The organism is Streptomyces caniscabiei (genome assembly GCF_014930365.1).
Classification (GTDB): domain Bacteria; phylum Actinomycetota; class Actinomycetes; order Streptomycetales; family Streptomycetaceae; genus Streptomyces; species Streptomyces caniscabiei.
The window spans coordinates 444,695-461,428 of record NZ_JABXWI010000001.1 but is presented as its reverse complement, the minus strand read 5'-3'; the positions used below and the strand labels follow the sequence as shown (position 1 = coordinate 461,428).

General features: G+C 72.4%; 15 protein-coding genes. 5 read left to right on the top strand and 10 right to left on the bottom strand.

Features of this window, described 5'->3' with window-relative positions; genetic code table 11:
* Positions 1-33: 33 nt before the first annotated feature.
* From HW837_RS02355 to HW837_RS02345, 3 genes are all read right to left on the bottom strand, one after another.
* Positions 34-1,188 (bottom strand): SchA/CurD-like domain-containing protein, encoded by a 1,155-nt coding sequence (locus HW837_RS02355; protein ID WP_045558721.1) that lies wholly within the window; start codon positions 1,186-1,188, stop codon positions 34-36.
* Between the two features lie 279 nt (positions 1,189-1,467).
* On the bottom strand, positions 1,468-1,884 hold the full coding sequence (locus HW837_RS02350) for a hypothetical protein (RefSeq protein ID WP_093790724.1): 417 nt from the start codon (positions 1,882-1,884) through the stop codon (positions 1,468-1,470).
* Between the two features lie 191 nt (positions 1,885-2,075).
* A complete protein-coding gene (locus tag HW837_RS02345; protein ID WP_390623557.1) occupies positions 2,076-3,806 on the bottom strand; it encodes an FAD-dependent oxidoreductase in 1,731 nt (576 codons plus the stop codon).
* A 218-nt stretch (positions 3,807-4,024) separates the two neighbouring features.
* On the opposite strand from HW837_RS02345, the gene HW837_RS02340 reads away from it, so the two are divergent.
* On the top strand, positions 4,025-4,438 hold the full coding sequence (locus HW837_RS02340; RefSeq protein WP_193379423.1) for a hypothetical protein: 414 nt from the start codon (positions 4,025-4,027) through the stop codon (positions 4,436-4,438).
* Here the strand turns inward: HW837_RS02340 and HW837_RS02335 are convergent.
* Positions 4,411-4,686 carry a hypothetical protein gene (locus tag HW837_RS02335; RefSeq protein WP_237269832.1) on the bottom strand — a complete coding sequence of 92 codons (276 nt, stop codon included), beginning with the start codon at positions 4,684-4,686 and terminating at the stop codon, positions 4,411-4,413. The two genes, HW837_RS02340 and HW837_RS02335, sit on opposite strands and share 28 nt — an antisense overlap.
* A 376-nt stretch (positions 4,687-5,062) precedes the next feature.
* Here HW837_RS02335 and HW837_RS02330 point away from each other — a divergent pair, with 376 nt between their 5' ends.
* Positions 5,063-6,694, top strand: coding sequence for a transposase (locus HW837_RS02330; protein WP_193379424.1), 1,632 nt, complete (start codon positions 5,063-5,065; stop codon positions 6,692-6,694).
* Positions 6,695-7,196: 502 nt separating this feature from the next.
* Here HW837_RS02330 and HW837_RS02325 read toward each other — a convergent pair.
* The 3 genes from HW837_RS02325 to HW837_RS02315 all read right to left on the bottom strand — a co-directional run bounded on the left by HW837_RS02325 (position 7,197) and on the right by HW837_RS02315 (position 10,538).
* Positions 7,197-8,501 (bottom strand): sugar ABC transporter permease, encoded by a 1,305-nt coding sequence (locus tag HW837_RS02325; RefSeq protein WP_371271459.1) that lies wholly within the window; start codon positions 8,499-8,501, stop codon positions 7,197-7,199.
* Positions 8,492-9,268: an ATP-binding cassette domain-containing protein gene (locus HW837_RS02320; RefSeq protein WP_234379487.1), complete on the bottom strand. Its 777-nt coding sequence runs from the start codon at positions 9,266-9,268 to the stop codon at positions 8,492-8,494. The genes HW837_RS02325 and HW837_RS02320 overlap by 10 nt, the downstream gene beginning before the upstream one ends.
* 148 nt (positions 9,269-9,416) lie before the next feature.
* Positions 9,417-10,538, bottom strand: a complete 1,122-nt coding sequence (locus HW837_RS02315) for a sugar ABC transporter substrate-binding protein (protein WP_193379425.1) — start codon at positions 10,536-10,538, stop codon at positions 9,417-9,419.
* Between the two features lie 138 nt (positions 10,539-10,676).
* Between HW837_RS02315 and HW837_RS02310 the strand changes: the two genes are divergently transcribed.
* Positions 10,677-10,925, top strand: a complete 249-nt coding sequence (locus HW837_RS02310) for a hypothetical protein (RefSeq protein ID WP_045558728.1) — start codon at positions 10,677-10,679, stop codon at positions 10,923-10,925.
* Positions 10,926-11,060: 135 nt separating this feature from the next.
* Complete coding sequence (locus tag HW837_RS02305; RefSeq protein ID WP_093790723.1) at positions 11,061-12,593, top strand: SDR family oxidoreductase; 1,533 nt, start codon at positions 11,061-11,063, stop codon at positions 12,591-12,593.
* Between the two features lie 37 nt (positions 12,594-12,630).
* On the opposite strand, the gene HW837_RS02300 is transcribed toward HW837_RS02305, so the two are convergent.
* Both HW837_RS02300 and HW837_RS02295 read right to left on the bottom strand, forming a co-directional pair.
* Positions 12,631-13,563, bottom strand: coding sequence for a nuclear transport factor 2 family protein (locus HW837_RS02300; protein ID WP_193379426.1), 933 nt, complete (start codon positions 13,561-13,563; stop codon positions 12,631-12,633).
* Positions 13,564-13,875: 312 nt separating this feature from the next.
* Positions 13,876-14,646 (bottom strand): DeoR/GlpR family DNA-binding transcription regulator, encoded by a 771-nt coding sequence (locus HW837_RS02295; RefSeq protein ID WP_045558731.1) that lies wholly within the window; start codon positions 14,644-14,646, stop codon positions 13,876-13,878.
* Between the two features lie 513 nt (positions 14,647-15,159).
* Here HW837_RS02295 and HW837_RS02290 point away from each other — a divergent pair.
* Positions 15,160-15,783: a hypothetical protein gene (locus HW837_RS02290; RefSeq protein WP_045558732.1), complete on the top strand. Its 624-nt coding sequence runs from the start codon at positions 15,160-15,162 to the stop codon at positions 15,781-15,783.
* A 44-nt stretch (positions 15,784-15,827) separates the two neighbouring features.
* Here HW837_RS02290 and HW837_RS02285 read toward each other — a convergent pair whose 3' ends face one another.
* Positions 15,828-16,733 carry a ChuX/HutX family heme-like substrate-binding protein gene (locus HW837_RS02285; protein ID WP_193379428.1) on the bottom strand — a complete coding sequence of 302 codons (906 nt, stop codon included), beginning with the start codon at positions 16,731-16,733 and terminating at the stop codon, positions 15,828-15,830.
* Position 16,734 lies beyond the last annotated feature (1 nt).

Sequence of the window (16,734 nt, the reverse complement as noted above, 5' to 3'; positions counted from 1 at the left end):
TCCGAACGTGAGCTGCGGACAGGTGAGAGGTGGTCAGGCGTCGGGCGCCCGGCGGTCGGTGACGAGGTCCATGCGCGCGACCGTGAGCAGCCGGGCGGGGGCGCTGTCCTGCGGCGAGCCGTCCGTGCCGAGGGCGTCGCCGTCGAGGAGTGCCGTCAGCTCGGCCGCGCGGGCGCGGTCGGTGAGCCCGAGCACGGGGCCGGGGTCGGCGTCGATGCCGCCGCGCACGTCGACCAGCCGCACCACGATGTCGTCGCGCTGGAAGATCGTGCTGCGCAGCACCGGGCCCCGCGGGTCGTCCGCCGCCGCCTCGTCCTGCCGGGCGAGCAGCTCGGCCAGCCGCAGCCCGCAGCCCTCACGGGCCGGGTAGTACAGCGCGTGCCGTACGGCGTCCGGGCTCTCCTGGCCGGCCGTCACATGGTGCACGGCGGGCAGCGCCGCGCGGGTGAAGAAGACCCGGGCCGAGTCGGGGTCGTCGAGGTCGCGGTCCTGCTCCAGATAGGGGTTGATGGCCTCCTCGACGGCCCGTACCTCGGGCTGCCGGGCGACGTGCCGCAGCGCGGCGAGCAGGTCGCCCCGCACCTCGACGGCGCGGACCACCCGGTTGCCGTGCATGAACAGGGAGGTGCGGCAGAGCCGGGTGGTGTCGTCGACCCTCGGCTCCGGCGCGGCGTAGTCGGCGAGGATCTTGGCGACCTTCTCCTCGCTGCCCGGCTTGACCGTGAAGGTGAGCGCGTGCCGGATCAGGCCGTCGCCGATCCGCGGCGAGGTCTGCAGCCGGCGCTCGCCCGCCTCGGCCTCCACCGCCGGGCCGCCGGTCTCGCGGACGATGTGGAAGCGCAGCGAGCGGGTGTCCCGGACGCAGTCGTGCAGCGGCCGCACCATCTGCACGTGCTCCTCGCTGTTCACCCAGGTGAGGAAGGGCGGGGCGCTCTCCCACTCGCTGGTGATGAGCCATTGGGAGGGGTTCTCGATGGACTGGCAGAGCTGGTCGCTGACGTGTCCGGGGACGGACGCGACCTGGTTGCACAGCTGCTCGTACGCCTCCAGGAACTGCTGCTGGGCACCGTCGTAGACGTCCACGAGGAGGACGACACGGAGCCGGGAGCCGTCGAAGACGGACTGCGAGACACGCTGCGACACCTGCCGCTGCAGTGACTCGGAAACACGTTCGGACGTGGTGGTCATCCTGCGCACATCTCCTCGGTGGGGGGCAGAGAAGGGCCGTACGTCGGCCGGACCGGCGTGACGTCGGCGTGCCTCGATCCTGAGCCCGGCCCCCCGGCCGCGCGACTCGTATGCACTGCGCGGGTGACCGGTCCACCGGGCGGGTGACGGGGGTTCGCGCGAGGGAGGGGCTCCGGGTCGGGGAGGGTGCTACGGGTCGGGGAGGGGGCTTGGGGCCGGTGACCGGCCGGGCCGTCGTGCGGCGCGGCCGGTCACGGCGGCTATCGCGCCCGCCACGGGTCAGGCCACGCCGGCGGCGGTCTTCTTGCGGCGTGCCGCGTACAGGCCGGTCCCGGCGACGGCCAGGACGGCGAGCCCGCCCGCGGTCACGGCCGGGGCGGCGAGGCCGCCACCGCCGGTGTGCATCCCGCCGCGGGGCTTCTCGTGGCCGCCGCCCCAGGACTCCTCGTCCTGTCCGCCGGCGTGGGAGCCGTCCTCCTGCTTGCCGCTCCAGGAGCCGCCGTCCTGCTTCCCGCTCCAGGACCCCTCGTCCCGCTGGGCGTCCCCGGCGGCCGGCTTGTCCTGCCCCTGGGCGTGCTCCCCGCCGGTGGAGGAGTCCGAGCCTTCCCAGCCGCCGGACGCGTACGCCACGGGCGCGCCGAACGCGAGGAGGGCGGAGGCCGCCCCGGTGGCCATGAGCAAACGAACTGAGCGCATCTGACGATCCTTCCGTCGGCGGGGCGGGCAGCCGACGCCTCGTCAGCTGTGGTGACCCGCCCCCGACGTGATCCACCGTCAGACAGCACCTCCGCCCCCACCACTCAAGACGATCACTCGGGTGAACCGGCCCTCCCATCGGGCGAGTTCACGGGTGGGGCGGGCTCAGGTCCGCGGCCGGGGGAACGGGCTCAGGCCTTCGCCAGCAGCGTGGTCAGGGCCTCCCGCAGTGTCGCCTCGGCGTCCGGGGCCGGGCCCGCCGCCCGCCAGGCCACGAACCCGTCGGGCCGGACGAGCACGGCGCCGCCGGGGGCCGTCCCGTGGACCGCCGCCCAGTCCGCCTCGCCCGCGGGCGTCAGATCGGCGGCGGGCCCGTCGCCGATCCGGTACGGCGTCAGGGGCACGGACAGCGTCTCGGCCAGCCGGAGGGCGGCCTCGTGCCAGCCGGCCGACGCGCCGTCCGCGCCGGCGTCGCTGAGCAGGACCAGGGAACGCTCGTAGAGGTCCAGCGTGGAGATGTGCTCGCCCCGGTGCCGTACCTCCATGTGGGGCGCCCTGCTACCCGGTGCGCCGGACAGGTCGAGGCGTTCGGGGACGACCGGGGACGCGGGGTCGGCGCCGAGGACCGCGCCCCGCGGATAGCGGTAGCCGAGGGCCACGTTGAGGATGCCGCGCTGCGGGCCTCCGCCGCCACCGCCGCCGACGCCGGGGGGCGGGGCGAAGCCGGGGTGGCTGTGCTCCACGGACCGGGCGGCGGCACGGGCGCTGGTCGCCTCCGCCACCGGGCGGCGCTCGGCGTCGTAGGTCTCCAGCAGGCCCTCCCCGGCCCAGCCGCCGAGCACGGCCGCCAGCTTCCAGGCGAGGTTGTGGGCGTCCTGGATGCCGGTGTTGGAGCCGAAGGCCCCGGTGGGGGACATCTCGTGGGCGGAGTCGCCGGCCAGGAAGACCCGTCCCGAGCGGTAGCCGCGGGCGACGCGCTGGGCGGCGTGCCAGGGGGCCTTGCCGGTGATCTCGACGTCGAGGTCCGCCACCCCGATCGCGCGGCGGATGTGCTCGACGCACCGCTCCTCGGTGAACTCCTCCAGGGATTCGCCGTGTTCGGGGTGCCAGGGCAGATGGAAGACCCAGTTCTCCCGGTTGTCCACGGGCAGCAGCGCCCCGTCGGCCTCGGGGTCCGTCAGGTAGCAGACGATGAAGAGGCGGTCGCCGACGACCTCGGCGAGGCCGCGCGAGCGGAAGGTGACGCTGACGTTGTGGAACAGGTCGCCGGGGCCGCTGTGGCCGATGCCGAGCTGCTCGCGGACCGGGCTGCGGGGGCCGTCGGCGGCGACCAGGTAGTCGGCGCGGACGGTGGTGTGCTCGCCGGTCTCGCGGCTCTTGACGATCGCGGTGACGCCGGAGGAGTCGCTCTCGAACGACAGCAGTTCGGTGTTGTAGCGCAGGTCGCCGCCGAGCTGTCCGGCGTGCTCCCGCAGTACCGGCTCCAGGTCGTTCTGGCTGCACAGGCACCAGGAACTCGGGCTGAACCGGGCGAGTCCGCCGCCCGCGTCGATCTCCTTGAAGAGCCACTCGCCCGCGTCGCCGACGAGGGTGGGCGTCTGGAGGATGCCGTGGTTGCCGGAGAGGGTGGCGGCGGCCCGGCGGATGCCCTGCTCGACACCGGCCGTCCGGAACAGCTCCATCGTGCGGACGTTGTTGCCCCGGCCGCGCGGGTGGATGGAGGTGCCGGCGTGCCGTTCCACCAGGATGTGCGGCACCCCCAGGCGGCCCAGGAACACCGAGGTCGACAGGCCGACGAGGGAGCCCCCGACGACGAGGACCGGGGTGCGGTGGGTGGGGGTGCCGGTGGGGTCGTGTCGATCGGGCCTCTGCCGCGTCTCGGGGCTCCGCCCCGTCTCATGGCTCTGCTTCATCGCGTTCATCTCTTCGCTCAACTCCAGCGCGTCGTGTCCGCCGACTCGTCCGGATGGGGTCGGGGGCTTCATCCATGCCCCGCACACGCCTCGCACCGGGAGAAGGGGACCGGGCTTCACCCGCTTAGGGCCCTACCGACGGCCCTGGGGCGGACCGCTCATGTACTCGGGTGGAGCTGAGTACGCGCGCTCTGGGGGGAGGAGAACCGTGCCGGGAGGCTGGGCCCATGAGCGAACGACTCCGCAAGACCGCCGCCCCGCTGCTGCCGACCCTCGTGACGGCCGTGTCCGCCCTGGCCCTCTGGGCCCTCTGGCTGGGCTGGGACCAGCACCGTGATCTGCATCCTGACGGTTCGTCGACCGGCCCGTACGAGGCGTGGCAGGTGATCGGCCTGGTGCTGACCCTGCTGGGGCCGGTGTACTGGGTGGCGTCCCGCCGGCACATCACGAGCGCGGTGGCCGGCACCACGGCCGGCCTGACCGTGGCCTCCTTCCTGGACTGGTCGGACGACGCCAGCGGCCTCTACGGCGTCGGCGTGACGATGGTGATGCTGGGGACGATCGCGGTGACCACCGGGGTCTCGTTCCTGATCGCGGCCCTCAGGGGGCGGCCTCAGCCGACGGTGCCCGTGGTGTCGTAGGCGGGGCGGGTGTCGTAGGCCTCGGGGTCGAAGTGGGCCAGACGGCGGCGCATCCGGCCGGTGGACCAGGGCCAGCTGAAGCTGTTGACGCCGTTGACGTCGAGGTAGTAGCTGGAGCAGCCGCCCGCGTTGTAGACGGTGGACGGCAGGGCCTGCTGGACCTCGGCGTGGAAGGCGGCCTGCACCTCGGGCCGTACGTCCATGCTGGTCCAGCCCGCCGCGTGGAAGTGCCGTACCGCGCCCGCCACATACGCCAGTTGGGCTTCGAGGACCGCGTACGCGGAGGAGTGCCCGGTGCCGAGGTGCGGCCCGAGCAGGACGAACGCGTTGGGGGTCGGAGAGCAGCGGTTCGTGCCAGGGTCCGGCCGCCGAAATCAGGAAGCGGGTGGTCCAGGACCGTCAGGCGGCGTCGGGGGTGTGGAACTGCTGGCGTTGCGGTGCGTTCAAGAGCGTTCGGGTGAGCGGAGGCGAGTGTGGATGGCCTGTGTCGAGTCGCGCTCATTGCTTGTGATGCCGGTTTTCTGCGGGGAACTGACGTTCTCTCATCGAATGCGTGACCTTCATCGGTTGTGCTCGTTTCCAGGGCGACGGTGTATTCGAGTCGGGCCGGGCGGAGGTGGCGGGGTGGGTGAGCTGAGGAGCATCGCGGCGCCGTTCGTCGCGTCCGGGCCGTCCGGTGTGGCAGTCCGGACCCGTCTGAAGCAGCTGACGCCGGGTGATGAGAAGGTGCTGCGTCTGGTGGGGGCGCATCTGGGGTCGCTGGCTTCGCGGGACCTCAAGGCGCGCTGCCGGGACGGCCTGGAGCACTCCGGGCAGGCGTGGGCGGTCCGCAAGCGGGAGCTGACACCTGCCTCGTCGTCGCGGTGGGCGGGCAGTATCACCAAGGCCACGCACGATCAGTGGGCGCTGGCCCGCCGCTGCCAGCTGGCGCACATCCAGAACCTGGAAGCGGGGATCCGCAGCATCGAAGCCCGGCTGGCGCTGCCGGTCGGGCAGAGGGCGAGCAGGAAGGCGCCGGGGGGTTATCGGTCGCGGCGGGAGTGGCATGCGAAGTCGCGGCGGCTGCGGGTGCTTCAGGACCGGCTGGCCGCCGCGCGGGCCGACCGCGAGGCCGGTGTTGTGCACGTGGCGCGCGGTGGTAAGCGCCTGGCCCGCGCCCGGCAGAACCTGGAGGCGGCTGGGCTGACGGAGTCCGGGTGGCGTGGGCGGTGGGAGGCGGAGCGCTGGTTCTGCCAGGCGGACGGGGAGTCCGGCAAGCGCTACGGCAATGAGACGATCCGCGTCAGCCCCGAGGGCGAGGTGAGCATCAAACTGCCCGCACCGCTCGTGTATCTGGCGAACGCTCCGTACGGACGGTACGTCCTGGCGTGCCGGGTCGCGTTCGCGCACCGAGGCAGTGACTGGGCGGACCGCGTCGAGGCGAATCGGGCGATCGCTTACCGCATCCACCTGGATACGGGTCGGGGCCGCTGGTATCTGACCGCGTCCTGGCAGATCCCGCCCACCCCCGCCCTCCCGATCGAGGCGGCCCTCGCCCACGGCGTGATCGGCGTCGACATGAACTCCGACCACCTGGCCGCATGGCGCCTGGACACCCACGGCAACCCGACCGGCAGCCCGCGCCGCTTCTTCTACGACCTGACCGGCACCGCCGAACATCGGGACGCGCAGGTCCGCCACGCCCTGACCCGCCTCCTGCACTGGGCCCGCAGCTGTGGTGTGCAGGCGATCGCGGTGGAAGACCTGGACTTCAGCGCCGAGAAGACCCGCGAGAAACACGGCCGCCGCACACGCTTCCGGCAGCTGGTCTCCGGCATGCCCACCGGCAGACTCCGCGCCCGGCTGGCCTCGATGTGCGACGCCACGGGGATCGCGGTCATCGCCGTCGACCCGGCTTACACCAGCCGATGGGGTGCCCAGCACTGGCAGAAGCCCCTCACCACGACAACCCGTAAGACGACTCGCCACGAGGCTGCTGCCGTGGCGATCGGAAGGCGCGCCCAGGGACACCCGGTCCGGCGACGGACGGCACCGCCCCCACACGACCGGAGTGATCGTGCGGGGCATCGGACCGTCCAGGCCGGATCAGGTGTTGCCGGGCGTGAGGGAACCCGCCCCCGCATTCCCGGACCACGGACACGATCCGTGCCGCCCGGACGCGGAGCGAACGCGGGCAACCAGAACGCCCAACACCGTCCGGGGCGTTCGGCCGAGCACGAGACCTGGCAACAGGACTCACTCCCGCTCAGTCTTTAGAAACGGTCCATGAAGTTGCCGCCCATCACCTCCAGGTCAGCGGGGCGGGCTCGATCCGGACGACCCGGGTGCCCGTCGCCCGCAGCGCGGCGCACTCCGCGTCGAGCGTGCGGGGCATCACTCGCCGCCGCAGTGCCTCCGCCCGACCGAGCCGCGGCGCGGTCTGGGGGCGCGGGAGCTCGTCGGCGCGACGACGTACACCTCGGCGAGTCCGCGCGGGACGAGCGAGTCGGCGGAGGCGGTGGAGAAAATGCCTCCGTCGGCGTACCGCCGGCCCGCGACGCGCACGGGCGGGAACGAGCCGCACCGCCCAGGACGCCCGGAGCGCGTCCCGCAGGGCGGTCGGGCGGGTGTCGGGGTGCCCGAAGACCGTACGGCGGTCCGTATCGAAGTCGGTCGCGACCAGCCAGGTCGCCGGGTGCGGGACCCACTGGCCGGCGGGGGCGAGGGAGTCCCGCGTGGACGGGTGACCGGCCGACGGATCACCGGGCCGACGGGTGAGTCAAGCCCGCCCCCGGGTCTCCGCCGCGCGGCGGGCGAGGGAGTCGAAGACGACGGCCACCAGCAGGACTCCGCCGGTGATCATGAACTGGACGGCGGGCTGGACGCCCAGCAGGGCCATGCCGGACGCGATGGACTGGATGATGAGGACGCCCAGCAGAGCGGACCAGGTCGAACCCCGGCCGCCGAAGAGGCTGGTGCCGCCGATGACGGCCGCGGCGATGGCATTGATCAGCAGCATCCCGGAGCCCGGGACCTGGGTCGCCGAGGTGAGCCGGGACGCGACGAACAGACCGCCCACCGCGGCCAGTGTCCCCGACACCACGAACACGGCGATCCGTACGTGCGACACGTCCACGCCGGACCGCCGGGCCGCCTCCACGCCACTGCCCAGCGCGAGGACCTGACGGCCGTGGACCGTGCGGCGCAGGAAGAGGTCCGCGGCGATGACGACCCCGAGGAAGATCAGCAGCGCCAGCGGCAGGCCCTCGAAACGGTCCAGGACGTAGACGGTGGCGAGCGCGACCAGCGCGAGCAGCGCCGTCCGCACCCAGATCCCGCCCCTCGCCCGGTACGGCATCCCGGCGGCGGCGCGGCGCCCGCGGTCGCGGAGGCAGAGCAGGAGGTAGACGAGCGGACCGAGCGCCGCGAGGCCGTAGGTGACGGCGGCGGAGCCGAAGGAGCGGCTGGTCAGCTCGGCGACCAGGCCGTCGTCGCTGAAGCTGATGGAGCTCTCCGGCCCCAGGAGGTAGAGCATCAGGCCGTTCCAGGCCAGCAGGCCCGCGAGCGTGACGACGAACGCGGGTACGCCGATCTTGGTGAACACGAACCCGTGGAACGCCCCGGCCGCCGCGCCGCAGGCCACCGCGACGAGCACGGCGAGCCCCTCCGGCATGCCGTGGTTGACGTTCAGCGCGGCGAACAGGGCGCCGGAGAGGCCGGCCAGCGACCCCACCGAGAGGTCGATCTCGCCGATCAGCAGCACGAAGACGACGCCGACGGCGACCAGACCGGTGCCCACGATCTCGACGCTGAGGACGGAGAGGTTGCGCGGGGAGAGGAAGTTCTCGTTGAGGCTCTGGAAGACGATCCAGGTCACGGCGAGGGCGAGCAGCGCCGGCACCGGGCCCAGCTCGCCCTCGTGCACCCGGCGGCGCACGGCGTCGGCGTACGCGCGGGTGCGCTCGCCGTACCACCGGCGCCCCATGTGCGTCCGGCGCCCGGTGTGCGCCCGGTGCGCGTCGTCCTGCGGGCCTTCCTTCCGGGGGTCCCGGGAGCTCCCCTCTCCGTTCCCCCTCACGGCCATGTCTCCTCCGGGTCGGTGGGGTGGTGGCCCGCCGTGTTGTCCACCGCGCCGGTGATGGAGGAGATGATCTGTTCCTGGGAGGTCGTGCTGACGTCGAAGAGGCCGTTGTTGCGGCCGAGGCGCAGGACGGCGATCCGGTCGGCGACGGCCTTGATGTCGCCCATGTTGTGGCTGATGAGAAGCACCCCGGTGCCCCGGTCGCGCAGTTCCTCGATGAGGTCGAGGAGCTGGTTGGTCTGTTCGAGGCCCAGGGAGGCGGTGGGTTCGTCGAGCAGCAGCAGCCGGGGGGCGCTGACGAACGAGCGGGTGATCGCGACGACCTGCCGCTGCCCGCCGGACAGCGTGGCGAGCGGGACCCGTACGTCGGGGATGCGGATGGAGAGGGTGCGCAGCAGCTCGTGGGTCCGGCGCTCCATCTCCACCTCGTCGAGGACACCGAAGCGGTGGATCTCCCGGCCGAGGAAGAGGTTGCCGACGACGTCGAGATGGCCGCACATCGCGAGGTCCTGGTAGACGGCGGCGATCCCGAGGAGCTGGGCGTCCTGGGGGCGTCGGATCTGGACGGGTTCGCCCTCCCACTCGATGACGCCCTTGTCGGGGGGCCCGACGCCCGAGATCACCTTGACCAGCGTGGACTTCCCGGCGGCGTTGTCGCCGACCAGGGCGACCACCTCGCCGGCCCTGATCTCCAGTTCGACGTCCACCAGCGCGTGGACGGCGGCGAAACGCTTGGAGACGCCGCGCAACGCCAGCAGGGGCTGGACCACCGGGTCACCTCCTGGACGGGGTGGACGGGACGAACGGGCTGGACAGGACGGATGGGGCCGCTGAGGCTCATCCGGCTGACAGGGCCGCTGGGGCTGACAGGGCTTGCGGGGTTCACGGGCCTCACGGGCCTTACGGTGCTCACGGGCCTCACGGGGTGAGTCCGGCCTTGTCGCACGCGGGCCGGAGCTTCGGGGTGCAGATCTGGTCGATGGTGTACATACCGTCCTTGACCACAGTCTCCTCGATGTTGTCGGCCGTCACCGCGACCGAGGGGAGCAGGACGGCCGGGATGTCCTTGTCGGTGGGGCTGTCGACGGTGCCGGTGGCGATGGAGTCGACCGACTCGTCGCGCCCCAGCGCGACGGCCATCTCGGCGGCGGCGTCGGCCGCCGGCTCGAACGGCTTGTAGATGGTCATGTGCTGGCTGCCCTGGACGATGCGCTGGATGGCGACGAGGTCGGCGTCCTGGCCGGTGACCGGCGGCAGCGGCCGTACGGCGCTGGCGTTGAGGGCGGAGACCACCGCGCCGGCGAGGCTGTCGTTGGCGGCCAGGACGCCGTCGATGTTCTCGGCGCCGAGGGCGGAGATGGCGCCGCTCATGTTGACGTAGCCGTTCTCCGGGCGCCAGCCGACGGTGTCGTACGACTTGCCGATCTTCACCTCGCCCTCCAGGACGGAGAGCGCCCCGCGCTTGTACCAGCCGGCGTTGGGGTCGGTGGTGGCGCCGTTCATCATGACGATCTGGCCGCCGTCGGCCTTGTCGCCCATGGCCTTCAGGAGTTCCTCGGCCTGGAGTCTGCCGACGGTGTCACCGTCGAAGGTGACGTAGCCGGAGATGGGGCCCTGGGCGAGCCGGTCGTAGGCGACGACCGGGATGTCGGCCCGCTCGGCGGCCTCGACCGACGAGCGCAGCGCCTCGGGGTCGACGGCGGCGACGATCAGGACGTCGACGCCTTTGGTGATCATGGCGTCGAGCTGTTGCCGCTGGACGGCCGGCTCGGCGGTGGCGGCGACGGTCGCCGCCGGGCAGCCGGGGCACAGCTCCTTCAGGCGTTTCTCGATCAGGGGCCGGTCGAACTGCCCGAAGCGGGAGGCTCCGCCGCCCGGCAGCAGCACGCCGACGCTGAGGTCGTCACCCCCGCTCCCGCCACCCCCGTCCCCGCCGCCACACGCCCCGGTCAGGATCAGCCCGACGGCGACCACGACCGCCGCGCCCGCCCGCCCGAGGGCCTTACGTTTCACGGCCGAAAGGCCGACACCGAGACCCATGTTCGGTTCCTTAGGGAAATTGCCCGCTCTTGCCCCGCTATGGACGTCTTTCCTCCAGCGTAGCCAAGCGCGGGGAACAGCGGCCTCCGCACGGTCGGCGTCCGTGTCCTGCGGGCCCGGAGGGTCGTTGGGGCGGGCGTGAAGAAGATCATGATGCTGGCCCTGCTGCCCGCCGCCGCCCTCGCCCTCGCCTCTCCCGCTCACGCGGACGCCTCCGCCGAGAACGACAGCAACTTCGGACCCGGGGTGAACGCCGCGAACAACTGGAACTTCAGCGCCGCCGCCGTGTGCTTCCAGGAGCTCGCCGTCGTGCCCGTCGGCGGGGCGTGGAGCGGGAACACCGTCAACCACTGCACCAACGGGAACGTGCTGAACCACGCCCGCTGACGGGGGCCGGCCGGGGGTGTTGCGCCGAGTGGGCGGCCGGGCCTCCGGGGCGCGGCCGGCTTCGTGGTGAGGTTGCGGTGCCCGCGTCCGGCGCTGAGCATGGGCCGAGGGGCCGCGACGGAGGTCGGTGCCTGTATGAGCGCGAACCGTGCGTACGGCGATGACCGCCCTCCGCGCTGTCTGGTCACCGGGGCCACCGGGTACATCGGGGGGCGGCTCGTGCCGGAGTTGCTGGACGCCGGGTACGAGGTGCGGTGTCTGGCGCGTTCGCCGGGGAAGCTGCGGGACCATCCGTGGGCCGGGCGGGCGGAGGTCGTGCGCGGGGACGTGACCGACGGGGTGTCCGTCGGGGCGGCCATGGAGGGCGTCGACGTCGCGTACTACCTCGTGCACGCCCTGGGCACCGGGCGGGGGTTCGAGGAGACCGACCGGCGGGCCGCCGAGGTCTTCGGGGAACGGGCGCGCGCGGTGGGCGTACGGCGGATCGTGTATCTCGGCGGGCTGACCCCGGCCGGGGTGCCCGAGGACGAGCTCTCGCCCCATCTGCGGTCCCGCGCCGAGGTCGGCCGGGTGCTGCTGGCCTCGGGCGTGCCGACCGCCGTGCTCCGCGCCGCCGTGATCATCGGCTCCGGTTCCGCCTCGTTCGAGATGCTCCGCCATCTCACCGAGCGGCTCCCCGTCATGGTGACGCCCCGCTGGGTGCGCACCCGCATCCAGCCGATCGCCGTCCGCGACGTGCTCCGCCTCCTCGTGGGCTGCGCGCGGCTCCCGGACGACGTGAACCGCGCCTTCGACATCGGCGGGCCGGACGTCGTCACGTACGAGCGGATGATGCGGCGGTACGCCGCCGTCGCGGAGCTGCCGAAACGGGTCATCGTGCCCGTGCCGCCGCTCACCCCCTGGCTGTCCAGCCTCTGGGTCGGGCTGGTCACCCCCGTGCCGGGCGCCCTCGCCCGCCCGCTCGTCGAGTCGCTGCGGCACGAGGTGGTCTGCGGCGAGCGGGACATCGTCCGCTACGTGCCCGACCCGCCGGAGGGGCCGGTCGGCCTGGACCAGGCGATCGCGCTGGCCCTGCGGCGGGTGCGGGACGCCGACGTGGCGACCCGGTGGTCCTCCGCCGCGACGCCCCGCGCCCCGAGCGACCCGCTGCCGACCGACCCCGACTGGGCGGGCGGCAGCCTGTACGAGGATCGCCGGGAGCGTGTGGTGGCGGCTTCGCCGCGGGCGCTGTGGCGGGTGGTGGAAGCCATCGGCGGCGAGAACGGCTGGTACTCCTCGCCCCTGGCCTGGTCCCTGCGCGGCTGGGCGGACCGGCTGGTCGGCGGGGTCGGCCTGCGCCGGGGCCGCCGCGACGCCACCCGGCTGCGCGTCGGCGACAGCCTCGACTTCTGGCGGGTCGAGGAGATCGAGCCGGGCCGGCTGCTGCGGCTGCGCGCGGAGATGCGGCTGCCGGGGCTCGCCTGGCTGGAGATGACCGTCGACCGGGACGAGGAGGGCCGTACGGTCTACCGGCAGCGGGCCCTGTTCCACCCGCACGGTCTCGCCGGGCGCGCGTACTGGTGGAGCGTGGCTCCCTTCCATACGGCGGTCTTCGGCGGCATGGCCCGCAACATCGCCGCGGCGGCCGAGAGCACCGTCACCGCCCACGAATCGGCCCGTACGCGCTGACGTCCGTGCACCGGTTCGTGGGCGATTGCGGCTTCGCTCAGAACATGGTGTTGTCGTTCGCCGAGGTCTCGGGGACGTTCTGGGTCACGTCCCAGTGCTCGACGATCTTCCCGTTCCGTACGCGGAACAGGTCGACGACGGCCTGGCCCCGCTCGCCGGGCGCGTTGACGTAGTGGGCGTGGACCGCGACCAGGTCACCCTCGGCGACGACGCGCTTCCGGGTGATCGTCAGCTGCGGGAACGCGTTGAAGTACCCGCCCAGCCCGGTCTTCACGCCCTCGGCGCCGTTGGGGACGTACGGGCTGTGCTGGGGGTACTCGGTGTTCCAGTACCGGTCGATGGCGGACAGGTCCTTCCGCACCAGCAGTTCGTCGAAGGCCTTGGTGACCAGCTTCTTGTTGTACGCGGTGAACCGGCGGTCGCCGGGCTGCTCGGTGCGCGGCCGGCTGAGGGTCGAGAACATGTCGTTGCCGTTGACGGTCGTCTCGGGGACCTCCTGGCCGGTGTCCCAGTGCTCGGCGAGCTTCCCGCCCTGGAAGCGGAAGATGTCGAAGACGGCCCAGCCGCGCGTGCCGGGGGTGAAGACGAGGTTGGAGTGCACGACGACGAGGTCGCCCTCGGAGATCACCCGCTTGACGTCGTACTTCGCGTCGGGGAACTGCTGGGGGAACGTCTGGGCGAGGTTCTTCAGCGGCTCCTTGCCGTCGGGGGCCTGCGGGTTGTGCTGGATGTAGTCGGACCGTACGTAACGGTCCACGACCTTCGTGTCGCCCTGCTCGAACACGCCCTTGAGGACCTGGACGGCGACGCTCTTCTGGTACGCGAGGCGGGCGTCCTCGCCGTGAGTGGCACGGGCCGCGACGGGCGAGGAGGCGGCCGCGGTGGCGGGCACGGCCGCCGCGGCGGCCGTGAGGGCGCCGGCCACGAGCGCGGCGGCGAGGGTCCGGCGGAGACGCGCGGTGCTGGTCATGGGATTGCTTTCCGATCCTGTGGGGGACGACTCGGCGGCCGGCTCGACTCCGAGCCCGGCGCAAGATCTTGAAAGTTAAAGGTAACGTTTCCCAGAGGAAAGCATCAACGGGCGGTGAGCGTCAACGGGGGGCTTCCGGCGGTGACGCCGTCAGGTGTCTCACGGCCACGGCCGAGACGAGCCGAGTGGCACCCTCGGACAGAGGTGGGGGTGGGGCGCGGGCGTGCGCGGGATCTCTTCGCGCGTTCAGTGGCATTTTCTTTTGCCGGAGGGGAGTTGGTCGCTTTCGACATCCTCGACGTAGCTGCTGTGTCAGCCGCTGGCCGAGTCCGGAACCACCGGGATCACCCTCACGCCGGCCTCACGCAGGGCCCCACAGGTCGCGTCGTCCTTTGACGCGTTGGTGATGACCACATCCAGGTCTTCCGGATCGCAGATCTTCACCATGCCCGTTCCCGGGAACTTGCTCTTGTCGGCCAGGAGGGCCACCTTGTCGCTGGCGCGAATCATGGCGCGTCTGGCGGGCACCTCGGCCACGGTGGTGTCCATGACCTGGCCGCCAGGGCGAAGGCCGCAAGCTCCCATGAACAGCCAGTCGGCATGCACTTGCCGGAGGTTGTCCTCGGTCACGAAACCGTCCAACATGCGTGACTCGCGGATGACCATGCCTCCGAGCAACATCAGGTCGATGTTGTCGTCATCGATGAGCTCGTCGTAGACCGCGAGGTTGTTGGTTATCACCGTGAGTCGGCGACCATGCAGCTGAAGCGCCAGCCGGTGCACCGTCGTTCCGCTGTCGAGAATGACCGACTGACCGTCCTCGATCATCGTGGCCGCCTGGGCGGCGATCGCGTCCTTCTCTTTCACCTTCACCGCGGCGGCCTCGTCGAAGGGCGGCTGGTCCTCCTCGACCACCGCTCCGCCGTGCACCCGGGTGAGCAGCCCGTCCCCCTCCAGTTTGAGGAGGTCACGACGGATGGTCGCCGCACTGGCACCAAGCTGCCCGGCGAGGTCGGTCACGGACGCGGTGCCACCCGAGCGCAGGGCTTGAAGGATGAGTTGGTGTCGTCGTTCAGCCAGCACGCACGGGACACTACCCGTCGGCAGTCAGCGCAACCTGACGAATCGCAGCCGCAGTTGACCCGTGGAGCGATGGTGGGAGGCGGCCTGGACGTCGATGAGGTCGCGGACGGTACCGAGGCCGGCGAGGGCACGGGCCCTGGTGGTGCGTGGTGTGCCAGCCGCGCGCGGTGAGGCCGGTTGTGAGGGAGGTGACGATCTCGTCCATGGGGGCGGGGGCCGTCGCGTCCATGCGTCCGGTGTCGCTGGGGGGCACGTGCCGGCCCAGGGCACGGGTTCCCCGTCCTCGTACGACCCGGATCGGCTCCGGCGCGGTATCCCAGGCACCCGTGTATCCGCAGGTCAGATGGGCTGGGATGGTTCCAGGGTGCTTGAGGGGCCGTCGGCTGTTGCGTCCGGTCGGGGGGACCGCTGATGCTTCTGGTGTCGCACCGAGCAGGGCCGGACCAACGACCAGCCGGTCTCCTCGGGGCGTTCATGTCCACGCATCAGTCACTCATTCTCGGGGGAACACCCATGTCCATGCGCATCCGTACCAGCGCTCTCACCGCACTCGCCGTCGTCGCCCTCGCGGCGGGCTCGGTGCTGACGGCGCCGGCCGCCGGCGCCGCGTCGAAGGCGGCCGCGCCCAAGTTCCTGTCGGCGTCGCAGCTGCCGCCGCACCCGACGTCGTCCTGGACCGCCGGTCCGGTCGCCGAGGGGGTCCCGGCGTCGCTCGACCTCTGCTTCCACACGGAGAACGTGCCCGACTACGACTACCGGCACCGGGAGTTCCGGACCGACGTGGACACCGGCGCCGTGCAGCTGACCGTCGTGGCGAGCACACCCGCTCTGGCCAAGGGCCTGGCGAAGCACTACGACGATCTGTTCCGCACCTGCGCCGACCGTCTTGAGGCGGGCTCGCCCGACGTGGACGCCGAGGGCCGGGACTTCGGCACGCTGCCGGTCGAGGAGGGCGCCCGCGTCCGCGGCGTGAACGTCGAGACAGCGGGGGGCAGCACCGACGTCGCCCTGATGTCGGTGGGACGGGACGGCAGGACCGTCACCGTCGTTCAGTGGCAGCAGCTGGGCGACTTCACCGGTGCGCCCGTGGCCGCCTTCAAGAAGACCACGACCACGGCCGTCAACAAGCTGTACTGACCGGCCGGCCACCGATGACAGGCGCCGGGCCGTGGCGGGCGCTCCTACGGCAGTGCTGCCGTCAAGTGCTCCCACGCCCCGTGCACCTGTTCTCCCACGATGCCGAACTGGGTGAGGACGGCGACGCAGTCGCCGTCCTCGTCGTCGAGTTCGAGGGAGGACGTGGGGCCGTGGGCGGCGGGGGAGCGGACGAGGTGGCAGGAGTGGACGGCGGGGAGGTCCAGCTCCAGGGAGGCGTTCGCCACCGCCGCGTACACGCGTCCTCCGACCGTGCGGTCGGTGACGTGGACCGGGCCCGCGCACGCCTGCATCGCCGACGGGGCGAACACCGCGACGCCGATGGGCAGGCCGACCGAGCAGACGTGGTCCAGGACGGAGGGGACGAGGGCGGGATCCACCTCGCGGTGCTCTCCGCCGTAGCGGGTCATCGCCGTACGCCGGGCGGAACCGCCGTCCGTGAGGATCGCGTCCAGCTGGGCGAGTTGGTCACCGTTCTCCCAGGTGGGGACGGGGGGTGACGGGGCCGCCCCCATCCCGGACCCCGGCTCGATCGTCCCCGCGAGTCCGACCAGGAGGCGGTCCCCCTCCGACAGCAGGCGCCCCTCGTGCACGGCCCGGCCGTACGTGTCGAGCAGGCGTATCGAGACCGCGTCCTCGGCGTCCCGGGTGACCACGGCCGAGGTCACCCCGTCGGCGTCCAGGCGCAGCGCGATCGAGCCCGAGCCCGACCCCGAGCCCGGATGGACGGCGAACGCCTCGCCGCGCAGGCTCGGTACCGCGTAGCTGCCCGCCTGGTCGAGGCGGGCGACCGGGCCGCCGGTGACCGCCTGGACGTGGCGGAAGAGGGTCAGGCTGCGAGCCAGTTCCGGCATCCGGGGGTCGATCAGGCGTGCGGTGCCCGACCGTCGGCCGCAGCACGCGTCGAAGCCGCAGCCGTGGTGGTCGGTCATG